Source organism: Pseudomonas sp. IT-P218, from assembly GCF_949767605.1.
Lineage (GTDB): Bacteria > Pseudomonadota > Gammaproteobacteria > Pseudomonadales > Pseudomonadaceae > Aquipseudomonas > Aquipseudomonas putida_AE.
The window spans coordinates 247,373-262,901 of record NZ_CATKQQ010000088.1; the positions used below are offsets into that span (position 1 = coordinate 247,373).

10 protein-coding genes and 3 pseudogenes are annotated in these 15,529 nt (G+C 60.2%); 10 read left to right on the forward strand and 3 right to left on the reverse strand.

Annotated elements, in window-relative coordinates; all coding sequences use genetic code 11:
- The first annotated feature begins 34 nt into the window (after positions 1-34).
- Genes ACM6I6_RS28810 through ACM6I6_RS28825 form a run of 4 tightly spaced genes read left to right on the forward strand, consistent with a single transcriptional unit; the run spans position 35 to position 5,793 of the window.
- On the forward strand, positions 35-1,570 hold the full coding sequence (locus tag ACM6I6_RS28810; protein WP_414921122.1) for a TolC family protein: 1,536 nt from the start codon (positions 35-37) through the stop codon (positions 1,568-1,570).
- Positions 1,551-2,354, forward strand: a complete 804-nt coding sequence (locus tag ACM6I6_RS28815) for an efflux RND transporter periplasmic adaptor subunit (RefSeq protein WP_414921123.1) — start codon at positions 1,551-1,553, stop codon at positions 2,352-2,354. The genes ACM6I6_RS28810 and ACM6I6_RS28815 overlap by 20 nt, the downstream gene beginning before the upstream one ends.
- Entirely contained in the window at positions 2,351-3,697 is a 1,347-nt protein-coding gene (locus tag ACM6I6_RS28820; RefSeq protein WP_408596525.1) for an efflux RND transporter periplasmic adaptor subunit, read from the forward strand. Before ACM6I6_RS28815 ends, ACM6I6_RS28820 begins: the two co-directional genes overlap by 4 nt.
- Positions 3,697-5,793, forward strand: a complete 2,097-nt coding sequence (locus ACM6I6_RS28825) for an HlyD family efflux transporter periplasmic adaptor subunit (protein ID WP_408596527.1) — start codon at positions 3,697-3,699, stop codon at positions 5,791-5,793. The genes ACM6I6_RS28820 and ACM6I6_RS28825 overlap by 1 nt, the downstream gene beginning before the upstream one ends.
- A 9-nt stretch (positions 5,794-5,802) precedes the next feature.
- Here ACM6I6_RS28825 and aspT read toward each other — a convergent pair whose 3' ends face one another.
- Together aspT and ACM6I6_RS28835 are read right to left on the reverse strand one after the other, a co-directional pair.
- On the reverse strand, positions 5,803-7,494 hold the full coding sequence (aspT, locus tag ACM6I6_RS28830; RefSeq protein WP_414921124.1) for an aspartate-alanine antiporter: 1,692 nt from the start codon (positions 7,492-7,494) through the stop codon (positions 5,803-5,805).
- 14 nt (positions 7,495-7,508) lie between these two features.
- Positions 7,509-9,131 (reverse strand): mechanosensitive ion channel family protein, encoded by a 1,623-nt coding sequence (locus ACM6I6_RS28835; RefSeq protein WP_414921125.1) that lies wholly within the window; start codon positions 9,129-9,131, stop codon positions 7,509-7,511.
- Between the two features lie 344 nt (positions 9,132-9,475).
- Here ACM6I6_RS28835 and ACM6I6_RS28840 point away from each other — a divergent pair.
- From ACM6I6_RS28840 to ACM6I6_RS28860, 5 genes and pseudogenes are all read left to right on the forward strand, one after another.
- Positions 9,476-10,306 (forward strand): annotated as a pseudogene (locus tag ACM6I6_RS28840) (transposase); the annotation flags it as partial.
- 10 nt (positions 10,307-10,316) lie between these two features.
- Positions 10,317-10,814 (forward strand): annotated as a pseudogene (locus ACM6I6_RS28845) (HD domain-containing protein); the annotation flags it as partial.
- A 77-nt stretch (positions 10,815-10,891) separates the two neighbouring features.
- Positions 10,892-11,794, forward strand: coding sequence for a bile acid:sodium symporter family protein (locus ACM6I6_RS28850; RefSeq protein WP_414921126.1), 903 nt, complete (start codon positions 10,892-10,894; stop codon positions 11,792-11,794).
- A 110-nt stretch (positions 11,795-11,904) separates the two neighbouring features.
- Positions 11,905-12,660, forward strand: coding sequence for a methyltransferase domain-containing protein (locus ACM6I6_RS28855; RefSeq protein WP_414921127.1), 756 nt, complete (start codon positions 11,905-11,907; stop codon positions 12,658-12,660).
- A 108-nt stretch (positions 12,661-12,768) separates the two neighbouring features.
- A pseudogene (locus tag ACM6I6_RS28860) lies at positions 12,769-12,931 on the forward strand (LysR substrate-binding domain-containing protein); the annotation flags it as partial.
- Between the two features lie 377 nt (positions 12,932-13,308).
- On the opposite strand, the gene ACM6I6_RS28865 reads toward ACM6I6_RS28860, so the two are convergent.
- On the reverse strand, positions 13,309-14,310 hold the full coding sequence (locus tag ACM6I6_RS28865) for a zinc-dependent alcohol dehydrogenase family protein (protein WP_414921128.1): 1,002 nt from the start codon (positions 14,308-14,310) through the stop codon (positions 13,309-13,311).
- Between the two features lie 109 nt (positions 14,311-14,419).
- Between ACM6I6_RS28865 and ACM6I6_RS28870 the strand changes: the two genes are divergently transcribed.
- Entirely contained in the window at positions 14,420-15,301 is an 882-nt protein-coding gene (locus ACM6I6_RS28870; protein WP_414921129.1) for a LysR family transcriptional regulator, read from the forward strand.
- Positions 15,302-15,529: the final 228 nt, after the last annotated feature.

The window sequence follows — 15,529 nt, forward strand, 5'->3', positions numbered from 1 at the left end:
ACAGAATCGATACGAAGAGCATAAAGGATTGAACATGCCAACAAATGCGACCCGGTTTCTCAGTACCGCTATCGCCTCTGCCCTGCTGCTCAGTGCCTGTTCGTCGCTGGAGCCCAAGCCTGCTACCGACGAAGAGAACCGCCAGCGGATCATTGCCGACCAGACGCGCATGTATTCCGGCCAGGAACCGGTGACCGCGCCGATCACCTTTTACGAAGCGGCAGCCCGGGCGTTGAAATACAACCTCGACTACCGCCTCAAGCTGATGGAAAGCGCCCTCGCGTCGGACCTGCGCGACGTCTCCAGCCATGAAATGCTGCCGCGCCTGGTCGCCTCGGCCGGTTATGCCGGGCGCAACAATGACTCCGGCGGTACCTCGATCGGCATCGAAGACCGTCAGGTCAGCTTGCGTGCATCCACTTCCGAAGAGCGCTATCGCGAATTGTATGGCCTTGGCATGAGCTGGAGCCTGCTGGACTTCGGCGTGGCCTACTACCGCACCCAGCAGAAGTCCGACCAGATCCTCATGGCCGAGGAACGCCGGCGCAAAGTCGCGCAGAACGTCCTGCAGGATGTGCGCAACGCCTACTGGCGCGCCTTGGGCGCCCAGCGCCTGCTGCCGGAAGTGGACAAGCTGCTGATGCGCACCCACACCGCCCTGACTTCGGCCCGGGAAGCCGAGACCCGTGGCCTGTTGCCGCGCCAGGAAATCCTCGCCTATCAGCGTGCCCTGCTGGACTCGATCTACCTGTTGACCGTGCGCCGCCAGGACCTGGAGTTCGCCCAGGCCGAGCTGTCCGCGCTGATGTCGCTGCCACCGGGGGCGAAAATGGTCCTCGCCGACATGCCGGACCCGCCATTGCCGGAGGTGCGCCAGAGCATGGCGCAGCTGGAGCAGCTGTCGCTCGAACATCGCCCGGAAATCATGGAAGAGTGGTACCGCAAGCGGGTCAACCAGAAAGACCTGGACATCGCCAAGGCGCAGCTGTGGCCCAACGTCAGCGTCGATTTCGGCTACCGCTACGACTCCAACAAATACCTGTACAACAACGACTGGAACGCCACCGGCCTGCAAGTCTCGATGAACCTGCTGCGCCTGTTGCAACTGCCGTCGCTCAATGCCGCCCAGAAGTCCCAGAGCGAAACCGACGATACCCGCCGCGTGGCGCTATCCATGGCGATCCTCACCCAGGTGCGGGTCGGCACCCTGCGTTATCAACTGGCGCGCCAGGAAGTCGAGTTCACCGAAGACAGCCTGCGGGTCGATCGCAGCCTGCTCGACTATGCCACTGCGGCCAAGACCGGCGCGCTGGGTTCCGAACTTGAAGTGATTCGCTCCGAAGGTCGTTACCTGCTCTCGCGTTATCAGCGCGAAGCGGCGTTCTCCAGTGCCCAGGCGGCCTGGGGCCGCTTGTACAACTCGGTCGGCCTGGATGTGCTGCCCACTGAAATCGAAAAACACGACGTCAAGACCCTGGCCCGGGAAATCCAGCGCACCTTGAACGAACAAGAACAGCAACGCCTGCTCATCTCTCAGCAAGGAACGCCGAATGCACAAAACCGCCCTTGAGTCCCGTTGCGGGGCCCTGTTGTTGGCCTGCCTGATCCTGCCCGTCAACGCCGACGACACACCGTCGGCCCCTTCAATGGCCCCCTCAATGGAAGGTGCCAGTGCCATTCGCGTGCTGCTGGCCGCGGAACTGGAAACCACCCTGTCGAGCCAGATGACCGGCACCCTCGGCGAGCTGAAGACCGGCTTCGCCGAGCATGTCGGCAAAAACGCGGTGCTGGCGCGCTTCAACTGCAACGAGGCCGAAGCCCGCAGCAAGGTCGCCGTGGCCGAACTGGCCATGGCCAAACAGAACCTCGAAGCGAAGAAGCAACTGCGCCAGCTCAATGCCGTGGGCGACATCGAAGTGTCCACGGCCAATACCGAAGTGCAGAAGGCCGAGGGCGCCCGGGCCATGGGCGTGGCACAGAGCGGTTACTGCCAGGTGCTGGCGCCGTTCTCCGGGCGCATCGCCAAGGTCTACGTCAAGCCGTACCAGACCGTCACCGCCGGCACGCCCTTGTTCGACCTGGTCAGCGACGGCGCCCTGAAAGTACGCCTGAACGTACCGTCCAACCTGCTCAAAGCCCTCAAGCCCGGCCTGCCGTTGCAAGTCAGCATCCATGAAACCGGGAAAACCTACCCGGCCCATGTCAGCGCCATAAACTCCCGGGTCGATGCCGTGGCCCAGACCGTCGAGCTCGAAGCACGCCTCGACGAAAAATACCCCGACCTGATGGCCGGCATGAGCGGCACCGCACGGTTCAACGAGGAAACGGCGCAGCAGAAAAGTGCTCAGCCATGACCATGAACGAGCCACTGCCGCACCCTAATCTGCTGCTGCAACTCGATGCCCTGCGTGACAAGGCCATGGCGGCCGAAACCCTGCCCGCCCTGGCCTTCAGCATGGCCAACGACCTGTACCCGCTGCTGCCGTTTCATCAAGCACTGGTGTTTGCCCAACGCGATTCGTCACTGGAGTTGTTGAATGTTTCCGGTCTGGCGCGGCCCAGCGAGGATTCGCCTTACCTGGTCTGGTTGCGGCGCGCCAGTCGCTGGCTGGCGGCTCAGGTGCCCGCGGGCGAGCCGGTGTGGCTGAGCCAGGACAAGGTCAGCGCACCCGAGGAAATAGCCGAAGGCTGGAACGAGTGGTGGCCGGCGGGCTTGTGGTGCGTGCCGGTCGAGGACCGTGGTGGGCAACGTCTCGGCCTGTTGATCCTGCTGCTGGAACAGGAGCCGCCAGCGATGTTCTGGCCGCACCTCAAGGGCCTGGTCAACACCTGGGGCTACTGCTGGGCGGCGCTGAGCCGGCGCCGGCGCCTGGGTCGTTGGTGGCCCAATCGCAAGCAACTGCTGTTGGGCCTGATCGTGCTGGGCGCCCTGCTCTTGCTGCCCGTGCGGCAAACTGCCCTGGCGCCGACAGAGATCGTCTCGCGCCAGGCACAGATCATCAGCTCGCCCATCGACGGGGTGATCGAACAGATCCAGGTTCGCCCCAACCAGCCGGTGGACTCCGGCACGCCGCTGTTCGTCCTCGACGAAACAACGCTGCGCAGTCGTGCCGAGGTCCTGGGCAAGGAAGTCATGGTGGCTGACGCCGAGCTGCTCGCCGCCAGCCAGCGGGCCTTCGACAACCCCCAGAGCAAGAACGAACTGACCCTGCTCGAAGGCCGCGCGCAACAACGCCGGGCGGAACTGGCGGCGGTACAGGCACAGCTCAAGCGTACCCAGGTGCTGTCACCGCGGGCCGGCGTGGCGGTGTTCAGTGATCCCAACGACTGGCTGGGAAAGCCGGTAGTGACTGGCGAGCGCATCATGCAGGTGGCCGATCCGAGCCAGCCGGCCATGTTGATCCAGCTGGCGGTGGCGGACGCCATTGCCCTGGAACCAGGGGCCGAAGTCACCCTGTTTCTCACCGCCTACCCGCTGACACCGCTCAAGGGCAAGATCCTCGAAACCAGCTATCAGGCCCGCCCCAGCGATGAAGGTGTGGTCGCCTACCGCCTGCTGGCCAGTATTGAAGGTGAGCCTGCACATGCGCGCCTCGGCCTGCACGGCACCGCCAAGCTCTATGGCGGGCGGGTGATGCTCGGTTATTACTTGCTACGCCGACCGCTGGCGACGCTGCGGGCGTGGAGTGGCTGGTGATGAACGACCCCGCAGACCTGCCCCTGCCGCCCCTGCGAGAAGACCTGCGCCTTAGCGAAGCGGCCGATGGCAGCGACGGCGAACCGGCCTGGGTCATCCAGGACACAGTGATCAACCGCTTCTACCGCATTGGCTGGCTGGAATTCGAGTGCCTGCTGCGCTGGGGCCAGTCACCACGGCAGATCAGCGAACAAATTGCCGAAGTCACAGCGCTCAAGCCTGCGGTCGAACAGGTCCTCGACTTCCGTCAATTCCTTGAACAGCACCAGTTGCTGCGCTCCGGTCCCGAAGCCCTGGAACGCTTGAAAGCCAAGGGCGAACAAGGCAGCTGGCTGAGCTGGCGCTGGTGGTTGCATCACTACCTGTTTTTCCGCATTCCACTGCTGCACCCGCAACAACCGCTGCAACGCCTGGCCGGGATGCTCGGCTGGCTGTTCCATCCGCTCACCGGTCTGCTGGTGTTGAGCCTGAGCCTGCTCGGGGTGATTCTGGTCCTGCAGCAGTGGGACGTGTTTACCCATGCGGTGGTCGAGTCGTTTTCCACCGAGGGCCTGTTCAGTTTTGCCCTGGCGCTGATCGTCGCCAAGACTCTGCATGAACTGGGGCACGCCCTGGTGGCGACGCGGCTGGGGTTGCGCGTTGGGCACATGGGCATCGCCTTCGTAGTGCTGTGGCCGATGCTCTACACCGACACCGGCGAGAGCTGGAAGCTCAGCCGTTCGCGACAACGCCTGGCCATCGCCTCGGCCGGTATCGTCACCGAACTGTCTCTGGCCGGGCTCTCAACCCTGGGTTGGGCCATCTGCGATCCGGGCGCCCTGCGGAACGCCCTGCTCTACTTGGCAACCACCAGCTGGCTGCTGTCGCTGGCCCTTAACGCCAGTCCGTTCATGCGGTTCGATGGTTATTTCATCCTCTCCGACCTGCTCGACTTCCCCAACCTGCACGAGCGCTCCTCGGCGCTGGCGCGCGTCACCTTGCGGCGCAACCTGCTGGGGTTGCAGGAGCCATGGCCGGAAACCTTTCCCACCGGGCAACGGCGGCTGCTGGTGACCTTTGCCATCGTGACCTGGCTGTATCGCCTGGTGCTGTTCCTGGGGATTGCCCTGGCGGTCTACCTGTTCTTCTTCAAACTGTTAGGGATCATTTTGTTCATGGTCGAACTGTCCTGGTTTATCGCCCTGCCGGTGGTGCGCGAACTCAGCCACTGGTGGCAACATCGCGCGAGCGTCCCGCCCCGGCGCAAAGTACTGTTTTATGCGGCACTGGCACTGTTGCTGATCAGCCTGGCAATGCCCTGGCGCAGCCAGATCGACGCCGTGGGCGTGGCCCGCGCCGAGCAACAGTTGCGGGTCTATGCGCCCTACCCGGCGCGCCTGCAATCAATCCATTCCGAAGGTTTGGTCAAGGCCGGGGAAACCCTGATGGTGCTCGATGAGCCGGACATCGCCTCACGCCTGCGCAGCAGTGAAGCCAACGCGCGCAGCTACGAAGCCCGATTGTCCGGGCTGCTGGCCGATCCCGGCGGCCTCGCCGAAGATGCGGTAACCCGCCAGCGCCTCAACGTACAATTCGAAGAAGCCCGGGCCGCCCGTTCGGAAATCGCCCGGCTCAATCTGCAAACGCCCTTCGCCGGGGTCTGGCTGGACGTCAATCCCGACTGGAAAGCCGGCCAGTGGATCGGTCGTCAGGAGCCCATGGGCATCCTGATCGATCCGCGTAGCTGGCAGGTGGATGCCTATGTCGCCCAGGATCAGGTACACCGCCTGGCTGCTGGCGATCGCGTGCGTTTCTACCCGGACGGCCAGACTACGCCGCTTGGCGGGCATGTGCTGCAGATCGGCAGCACCCGGGCCAGCCAGCTGTCTCACCGCATGCTGTCTTCGCGCTATGGCGGGCCGGTGCCGACCACGAACGCAGAACACTCGCTGATTCCCAGTGCGGCGCTGTTCCAGGTCTTGATCCAGCTCGACGAACCCTTGCCGGCCCTGCGCGAAACCCGTGGTCACCTGAAAATCGAAGGCGAGCGCCGCAGCCTGCTGGCCGACGGCGCCACCCATGTGATGGCGGTGTTCATGCGCGAAAGTGGCTTCTAGGCCAGCCCCTCAGCCGGCCACCACAAACACGATGATCGGCCCGCACACCGCCAGCAGCACGTTGGAAATCGCGTAGCAGACGGTAAAGCCGATCACCGGGGTGTTGCTGCCGGACTGTTCGATGATCTTGTTCATCGACGCCGCCTCGGTCTGCGCCCCGGCCAGGGCACCGAACAGGATCATTGGGTGCAGGCGCAGGATGTAACGACCGAAGTACAGTGCCACCAGCGGCGGCACAATTGTCACCACAGCGCCAGACAACAGCAGTGCCAGGCCCTGCTCGCGCATGGCGGCGAACGCCGCCGGGCCCGCAAGCAAACCGACGACCGCACCGAAGGCGGTCAAGCCGAACTCGGAGAACGCCCATTGCGCGGCCGGCGGCAATGCGCCGACTTCCGGGTGGCGCGAGTTATACCAGCCAATAAACAGCGCGGCGACCAACACGCCACCGCCGATGCCGAGTTCCACCGGGATCATCCCTACATGCGTGGACAACAACCCCAGCAATGAACCCAAGACCATCCCGAGCGTATGCACGGCAATATCGCTTTTGTAGTTGCTCTCACGAATCCGCCCCAAGCGCTTGGCCAGTGCCTCGACGCTGGCGGTGCGGCCAGTCAGCTTAAGCACGTCGCCCCGACGCAACACGGTATTGGGCAGCAACGGCAATTCGTAGCCCTGGCGGGTAATGGAGATGATAAAGCAGCCCAGGCGCCGCGTATTTTCCAACCGGGATTTGGCCTGGTGAATGGTCTTGCCGGCAAACTCCGGTGAAGTCAGGACAATATCGACCTCGCGGGTCGGAAACGAAAGGGATTCGGCATGGTCGATCTCCGGCCCCACCCACTGCGACAGCGGGCCAACGACTTCACGCAAGGCGTAGACTCCGACGATGTCGCCGACCTTGAGGGTCAAACCTTCATCACGCTCGATAATCAGACCATCGCGCACTACCCGTTCGATTGTCAGAGACTCGTGCATTTTTTCAAAGTCGGCAATGCTCAGTCCATTCGCGGCACTGTTGCCCGCCACCTGATGCGCGCGAACCACCATACGTGTGTAGGGTACGGTGATCGCCTCCTCGTCCTTGGCAATGCCCAGTTCCAGCTCCAGTTCCCGAGCCGATGCGCGCAGATCCACGCCGAGCAGCTTCGGCGCAATGCTGCCGACAAACACGATCAGGCCGACGGTGCCGAACAGGTAGGTGATCGCATAGGCAATTGCCATGTGACTGTTGAGCTGCGCCTTGGCCGCGGCATCGATCGCCAGCTGATTGATCGAACTGGTGGCGGTGCCCATGATCGCCGTGTCGGTGAGCGCACCGGCACCGAGCCCGGCGGTGAAACCGGCATCGAAGTCGAATATCGCGTTCATCAACAAAATCGAGCCGAGAGCGGTTGCGCACAGCACTACGCTCAGCACCACCAGCTTCAACGTACCGCGGTTGAGACTGCCGAAGAACTCTGGCCCACTCTTGAAGCCGACGGCGTAGATGAACATCACAAAAAATACTGACTTCAAACCAGTCGGTACTTCCAGGCCGATCTGGCCGATCAACAGTCCCATCAAGAGAGCGCCCGCCACCGACCCCAGGTGAAAACTGCCGATACGAATGCGACCGATGAATACGCCCAGTGCGATGGCCAGGAACACCGCAATTTCCGGATCGGTACGCAACGCATGAAGCAGAAACTCAAGCATTGTGTGAACTCCCTTCAATGGCCGTCAAATTCCTTCGATTCTTGCGCGGGTGCGGTAAACCACTTGTCCCTCGGTACCTTTTTCTCTTCGCTGGGATCGCCCAGATAGTGCGGGGACATGATCTGCACGCTGTACTCGTTAAATACATCCTGAATATTGGCGTGCAACATGCTGAGCAACACTGCGCGCGGCCGGGGTTGACTTGGAATGGCCTGGGCCACCAGTCGATATTCGGGATAGAAGTCGGACAAAGCGGTCTGGAACACCTGGGCGGGCGGTTCTTCGAGAACACCCGGCGTGCGCCTGGCGGCTTCCAGCAGCATCGCCTCCACCTGGCGCCACGGCGTGTCATAGCCAATGGTTACCACCGTATCGACCACATAACCGGGGCCTTGCACAGCACGCGAATAGTTCTTGGTGACGGTTGCGGTAATCATCGAATTGGGCAGCGTCAACACTTCCCCCAGCCCTGTTCGGATGCGTGTTGTAAACATCCCCAATTCAGTCACCGTGCCTTCGTATTCCCCAATACGCACGAACTCCCCCGGCCGCAAGGTGCGGGTGTACGTAAGGATCAAGCCGGCTGCCGCTTGCCCGACCACACTGGAGGCACCGAGCGAAATCATCAAACCGATCAGTACCGACAAGCCTTTGAAGGCATCTGTACCGGCACCGGGCAAATAGGGATAGGCCATGGCCAATGCGAACAGCCAGATCGCCAGCGAAGTCAGGCGCTGGGTGGGTTGCAGAGTTTCATGATTCAGCCAACTGAAAGTACCGGGCGTCGCCATGCGCCGCAAAATCCGCCGAGCAAAAGCCGTTATACCCCGGGCAATGAAGAAAATGGCCACCGCCACGCCCAGGCCTGGGATGGCCCCGACTACGCCTTGCAGCAAATAGTCGACGAGTTCCAATAAGTAGTTATTGAGGCTTTCACCCCAGGGTCGGGTATAAGGAAAGCGCGACAGGACAAACCCTAACCATTCATAGGTGAGCAGCAAAACGACGAGCCAGCGCAGCACCCCGAGCAAACGACTAACCAGCGGATAGAGGTAATTGGCATCGATCAACTGCACACGCCCGACTTTCAACGCTTGAGTGTGCCGATGCATCAAGTCAGGCAGTTTCCTCAGCAATCTACGGCGCAGATACGCCATGCCCCAGAGCAAAGCGATAAAAATACCGGTGGCAAGCGCTGTCGCCACCAAGGACCGCAGAATCAGGCGCAAGCTGCGCGCTTCGTGGGTTTCGGTTACAACCTGACGGAGTTTTTCAGCTGCCGCTTCAGCGGCCTGCTGCACCGATTCATATTCAGTTGCATCGACATCCTGGGGCGAAACGATAAAGGCACGCTTGGCGCCCAGCAGCACCAGATAACTATTCTGAATCGAATCGAGAGTAACACGCAGATCGTCAGCATCATCCAGGGCTTCATTGATTGCGGTTTTCGCCCTCTTGACCCGGGTTTCGGGGGCTTCGCCCAGCAACGTAGCGCGGAACACCATGATGCTGCGATTGGCGATTTTCAGTTCGACGGCTGGAGCATCAACCGGTCTCGGAGTGTCTTCGGCCCTTAAGAGGACAGACCAGAACATTCCTAAGACAATCAACAATGTTGCGATCAACCTGCTTAGCATGCGCCAGTTCCTTGCTCCACAAAATACAGGTCAGTGGTACGTATCGCAGCGTAGTTCAGCGGTAAATAGTTGTCAGATTTGTGCGGATGGAACGGCTCTTAATTGCTCACAGCAGTGCCTTCATTTTCTCTTCAATTTTTGCATCTACTAAATTTGCACTCAATCAATGGCCCCGTCCGCCCGTAAGTGTCCGTTTCTGGCCGTAACCGCGGTCGGTGAAGGCCGAGTTTGGGTCGACTTCTGCCGGTCACGACAGGCAGAAACCGGCCGATTCTGTTGAAAAAGTAGATCTCCTGCCTGGCCTGCGGCAAAATCAGGTCATCGGCCAGCGGGGGATTCGCAGCATGATGGGACAATTGTCGAGTGGGCAAGAGAGACTGTTCTACTCGTTCAACATTGAAGATCACATCCCAGCCAATCACCTCCTGCGCAACATTGATCGATGCCTCGATCTAAGCGATCTACGCCATTACCTCGCCGACTTTTATAGCCCAATCGGGCGTCCTTCGATTGATCCTGAACTGATGATTTGCCTGCTGATCGTAGGTTACTGCTACGGCATTCGCTCCGAACGCAGGTTGTGCGAAGAGGCTCATTTGAACCTGGCATATCGCTGGTTCTGCCTGTCACTGACTGATCCGCTTTCTCGTTGGACCGCAGCGCCAGGGGGCCCGGCGTTCTTCGCGTACTCGACGAACTACCTGATTGATGTCGAGCATGGCGTGATCATGGATGTGGAACCAACGCCAGCTCATCGAACCGCCGAGGTCGAGAGCACCAAGACCATGATTGAGCGGGTCGAAGAGCACTTCGATATCAAGCCGGATCGGCTCATCGGCGATACCGCATATGGAACCGCACCGATGTTGGCCTGGATGGTCGACGAAAAAGAAATCGAGCCGCATGTGCCGGTTTGGGACAAAACCGAGCGTAAGAACGAGAGCATCTCGATCAGTGATTTTCAATGGCGTGAAGAAGCGCAGGAATATCGTTGCCCCACAGGGCACGCCCTGCGTAGCGAGTGGCGGGCCTTCAAGAACCAGCGCTCACATGTCACGAAAGCCGACACCATCATCTTTCGATCCCGGCAAACAGACTGCTCTAAATGCTCGATGAAAGAGCGCTGCTGCCCAAACACCTCGTTTCGAAAAATCGCCCGTAGCTGCAGACGAGCAAAAACTGCATGCGCTTAAACTACCCGATCGCCTGCTTGACCACCTGCGCCTGCTGAGTGGTGACTACGGTGGTTTCGCCGTAGACCGGCTGACCCATAGCCTGCAAACAGCGACCCTGGCGCACCTCGACGGCAAAGATGAGGAGTACGTGGTGTGCGCGTTGCTGCACGACATTGGCGACACGCTCGCCAGCTACAATCACGCAGACATGGCGGCGGTCATCCTGCAGCCATTTGTCAGCACGGAAAATCACTGGATGATTGCCAACCACGGGTTGTTTCAAGGCTATTATTTTTTCGAGCACCTCGGTCTGGACCGTCACTCACGTGATCGTTTTTCGCACCTGCCTGACCTGTACCAGCGAACGGTCGAGTTTTGCGAAAAATATGATGCCGCGGCTTTCGACCCGACCGCACATACACTGCCACTGGAGTTTTTCGAACCCCTGCTACGCCGGGTGATGGCGACGCCCAAGCGCAGCATCTATATGGCATCTAACCGAAGCTGACAGCGCCGTCTTGCGCCCACGCTTCAACGCCCTGATCACAACAATCGCGCCCCAACGACGGCGCTTGGGAGACTGCCTTGCCTGGTGACCAACTCGCGACGGTACTGATGCCGCTGTTGCTGGCATTAATCATGTTTTCGCTCGGACTGGGCCTGGTGCCCGCCGACTTCCGGAGGATCGCCGCACAACCACGCGCATTCCTGCTCGGCTTCGCCTGCCATTTCGTTCTGCTGCCCTTGGTGTGTTTTGCCTTGCTCTCGATGTTTCCACTGCCGGGCGCAATCGCCGTCGGTTTTATGCTGATTGCGGCATGCCCGACCGGTACGACGTCCAATCTGCTGACCTATATCGCCCGCGGAGATGTGGCTCTGGCGCTCAGCTTTACCGCCGCCGCCAGCCTGATGACCATCATCACGTTGCCGTTGATTGTGACCCTTGCCATGGGGCATTTTCTGGGCGCGCACCAGCAAATCGACTTTCCGGTTGGCTTCATGATGATTCAAGTCTTCGCAATGCTCGGATTGCCGGTCGCGCTGGGCATGCTGGCTCGCCGCGTTTGGCCGCACGCGGCGCAGCGCTTCGAACCGCTGGCGACACGGCTATCGACGATGGCTTTCGCGATCATCGTAGTCGGCGCGCTGGTGAAAAACTGGAGCCTGGTCGAACAGAACTTTAGCACGGTGGCACCACTGGCCCTGGCACTCAACGTACTGATGCTGATCCTCGGCTTTGTAGTGGCCAAACTGGGGCACCTGGAACGCCGTCAGGCCGTCACCATTGCCATAGAAACGGCGATGCAGAACGCCACACTGGCCATCGTCATCGGCAGCACGGTGTTGCGAGACGATGCGCTGGTTGTCCCTGCCGCAATCTATGGCGTACTGATGTACGTGGGCGGCCTGGTTTTCGCGTTTACCGTGCGCAGAAGTTACGCGCCTGTTGCGGCAGAAAAAGCGGATGGGTCTATTGCTCCACGCTAGGTACCACCCACTGAATGTGCAGGTCTGCGTCTAGCACCCATGGCGCCAACGCGATTATTGCAGCCCCCCTCCCATCACCCAAATTTGCAGCACGCCTGCGGAGCTTTGCCATGTCGAACACTACACCGGACTTCACCGAGCGCCTGCTTACCGATGCCGGCATCCGCGAAGGGATGCGCGTACTGGACGTCGGCTGTGGTTCTGGCGATGTCACGTACTTGCTTGCGCGCCTGGTCGGCAGCACCGGGGCGGTGGTTGGTGCGGATCACGACGCCAGCGCACTTGCCATTGCGCGTCAACGCATCGCGCCACCGGACCATGCCCAGCCTACGTTTATCGATAGCGATCTGCTCGGGCTTGCCGAGTCGCTTGGCGTGTTTGACGCAATCGTTGGTCGGCGGGTGTTGATGTATCAGGCTGATACCGTCGCTGCTGTACGAGCACTTGTGCAACACCTGCGGCCTGGAGGCACTCTCGTATTTCAAGAGCATGACACCACTCTGGTTCCCGCGAGCCTGGACGGATTTCCGCTACACAAACGGGCCCAGGGCTGGATACAACGCATGATCGAGCATGAAGGGGCTGATCTGCATATCGGCTTCAACCTTCATCGCATCTTTACCCAGGCCGGTTTAACCGTGGAAGCGGTACGTGGAGAATGCCTGATACAAACACCCAGCAGCCCGTACGCGCTGGGACATATCGTACGAGCCTGCCTGCCGCGAATCCTTGCGCACGGCGTCGCCACCGCAGAAGAGGTCGAAATAGAAACCCTGCAAGCGCGGTTAGACGATGAGCGCACCCAGTCTGAAGGTATCTATATCGGAGACATGATCTTCGGCGCCTGGGCAAAAAAATCGCAGTGAGTGGGCAGCCGAGTGTGACCGATAGCCACCAGCCCTGGTCACTGCAATAGGCCAGGAAAGGTCGACCTACTGCGAGTTTCGATGTAGCTGTTTGTCCCGTTCACGCTCGGGCAGATAACGCTGGGAGTTCCAGACGAGTATGCGGCGAATGTGATCCGCGACATTTTGCCGGGCTTTACGGCGGCGTGGCCGAACGTGGTGCTCCGGGTGCTGACGGCGCCGAGCTATACGCTCAGCGACAGGGTACAGCGGGGCAAAGTGCAGATGGCGTTGGTTTCACGCCCAAGAGAATCGCGGTCTGATGTGGAAGTCGCGACTCAAGCACAGGTGTTGGCCCGGTATGGGTGGCCGGAGCGGCGGGACCAGCGCCCGCTTTCCTTTCTAATGACTGGAAGCGCGGACCGCGTTAATTACAACTGGCAGCTTTCGGCCCAAAGTGTGTAAAAACGCTTCGCCAAAATTGAAGTGTGCGCGTCTATGTTAAATCTTAAATTTATCGGCACGTCAGCAGATGTGGATTTCGCGTAGAAGCGCGATTTTCAATCCGGTTTTGAGTACCTGTCCCACTGAAAAACGTTTTTACACAGCCTCGGCCAAAAGCGGACGCTTCTGGCCGTTTGTACTGAATGAGCTTTAGATCACTTGGGACTATTCATTCACCAACTGGATTACCGTCTTGCCCTTGCCGCGACCTTCCGCGACCTGGCGAAACGCCTCGTTGACTTCTGGCAGCTCAAAGTGCTGTTGATCCACGCGGATCGTCAGTTGACCGGCATTGGCCAACGCGGCGGCCTCGCGCAGGATAGCGCCGTGGTGTTCGCGTCCTTTGCCGGTGAGCAACGGCGCCAGGGTGAATACACCCGAGTAGGTTGCACTTTTAAACGACAACGGCGCCAGGCTGTGTTGCCCCCAACCCAGGCAGCTCAGCACGTGCCCGGTATAAGGCTTCACGGCCTTGAATGACGCATCCAGCGTGCTGCCGCCTACAGTGTCGTAGACGATGTCGAAACCTTCACCAGCCGTATAATGCTCGACATAGTCCTCTACGCTTTGTGCCTGATAGTCGATGGCCGTAGCCCCCAGCGAGCGAATGAAGTCCAGACTCGCCGCCGAACCGGTGGCGTAGACGTCGGCACCGCGAGCCTTGGCCAGTTGCACAGCCACTTGACCGACCCCACCTGCGCCGCCATGAATCAGCACACGCTGACCGGCACGGACATTGGCACGATCTACCAAACCTTCCCATGCGGTAATGAATACCAAAGGCAATGCAGCCGCCTCACGCATGTCGAGAGTGGTCGGCTTTGACGCGATCAGCCGGGCATCCACGGCAATGTATTCGGCCATAGTACCCTGGGCACCGCCGATCCCGCCGGGCATACCGAAGACTTCCTGGCCCAGGGTGAAACCATCAACCGCCTCGCCCAGCTCGATGACCGTGCCGGCGAGATCCAGGCCGAGCACTGCGGGCAGCGCCTGGCGGGCGTGAGCCCCTGCGCCGGCGGCGATCTTGGTATCGAGAGGGTTGACTCCTGCCGCGTGAACCCTGACCAGCACCTGCCCCTTAGCGGGTACAGGGCGATCGATTTGGCGGACAGCCAGAGGGGCCTGAGCGGACTCGGCGATAGCGGCGAGCATGGACTGATTCATGATGGGGAACCTCTGATTAAGTGGACGCTTACAGATTGCCGCACGTTCATCATTCCGATAAGAAACTAAATTTGCATATAACTTATTCCACAAAGAGGTCTAATCGCCGATGGACTTGTTCGACAGCATGCACATCTTTGTACGTGTCGTGGAGCGCGGGTCGTTTTCTGCAGTTGCCCGCGAGCTGAACATGGGGCAGCCGGCAGTGAGCAAGCAGGTGCGCGCTCTGGAGCAGTATCTGGGCGGGCCATTGTTCGCCCGCAGCACCCGGTACCTGGCCCTGACCGACCAAGGGCAACGCTTCTACAGCCACTGCCAGGAAATCCTCGGCCACCTCGAAACCGCCACTCGCAGCTTTACCAGCGGTCAGGAGCAGATTGCCGGCCCTCTGCGAGTCGCTGCACCGGTCAGCTATGGGAGGTTGTGCATAGCACCGCTCATAGGGACTTTCCTGCAGCGCCATCCAGATGTCCGGATCGACCTGCGGCTGAGCGATCAAAACGAAGATCTGCTCAAGGAAAACATCGACCTGGCTATCCGGATTGGTGCGGTGAAGAGCGAGGGATTGGTGGCAATGCCACTGGGTACCAGCACACGGCGGGTCTATGCCGCACCCACCTATCTGGATCGACACGGCCTGCCACGCGAGCCCAATGAGCTGACAGGCCACAACTGCATCGGTTTCACATTGCTGGAGCATTACGACAGTTGGCATTTCACGCACATTGCGCAAGAGCTCGATGTAGCCATCAAAGGCAACGTCACCAGCAATAGCAGCGAGGCCATCCGTGAAATGGTTCTCTCCGGCTTGGGTATCTCCCTTTCTCCAGAATGGCTGTTCGCACCTGACGTCGAACAGGGCAGCGTTCGTACCGTGCTTGACGATTATCAGACCACCGCACTGCCTGTCAGCGCTGTGCTCAGTCGTGAGCGGCGACGTTCAGCGCGGACGATGGCCTTCATCGATTTTCTCCGCGAGCACTTAATGTAAAACCGCCTCGTCATGCACCGTCCGCTATTGGTCGATTTTTGCCCGTCACCAGGATCAGAAAACGACCAAGGCAGACATCGTATGTCCCGCAGATCCGGAGCAACGTATGCGTCGGGGCATCACGTCTTGCGTGATTGAACCGGTTGTCACTTATGTAGAAGCACTGCTCGATTTCACTCCTGCGTAGTGTGGGCAGGCGCGCGAGGACACTCTTTTGCATGTGCGTAT

Bases quoted from the DNA above. Each gene is read 5' to 3' on its own strand.
- ACM6I6_RS28810 (WP_414921122.1), top strand. From the start codon at position 35: ATGCCAACAAATGCGACCCGGTTTCTCAGTACCGCTATCGCCTCTGCC.
- ACM6I6_RS28815 (WP_414921123.1), top strand. From the start codon at position 1,551: ATGCACAAAACCGCCCTTGAGTCCCGTTGCGGGGCCCTGTTGTTGGCC.
- ACM6I6_RS28820 (WP_408596525.1), top strand. From the start codon at position 2,351: ATGACCATGAACGAGCCACTGCCGCACCCTAATCTGCTGCTGCAACTC.
- ACM6I6_RS28825 (WP_408596527.1), top strand. From the start codon at position 3,697: ATGAACGACCCCGCAGACCTGCCCCTGCCGCCCCTGCGAGAAGACCTG.
- aspT (WP_414921124.1), bottom strand. From the start codon at position 7,494: ATGCTTGAGTTTCTGCTTCATGCGTTGCGTACCGATCCGGAAATTGCG.
- ACM6I6_RS28835 (WP_414921125.1), bottom strand. From the start codon at position 9,131: ATGCTAAGCAGGTTGATCGCAACATTGTTGATTGTCTTAGGAATGTTC.
- ACM6I6_RS28855 (WP_414921127.1), top strand. From the start codon at position 11,905: ATGTCGAACACTACACCGGACTTCACCGAGCGCCTGCTTACCGATGCC.
- ACM6I6_RS28865 (WP_414921128.1), bottom strand. From the start codon at position 14,310: ATGAATCAGTCCATGCTCGCCGCTATCGCCGAGTCCGCTCAGGCCCCT.
- ACM6I6_RS28870 (WP_414921129.1), top strand. From the start codon at position 14,420: ATGGACTTGTTCGACAGCATGCACATCTTTGTACGTGTCGTGGAGCGC.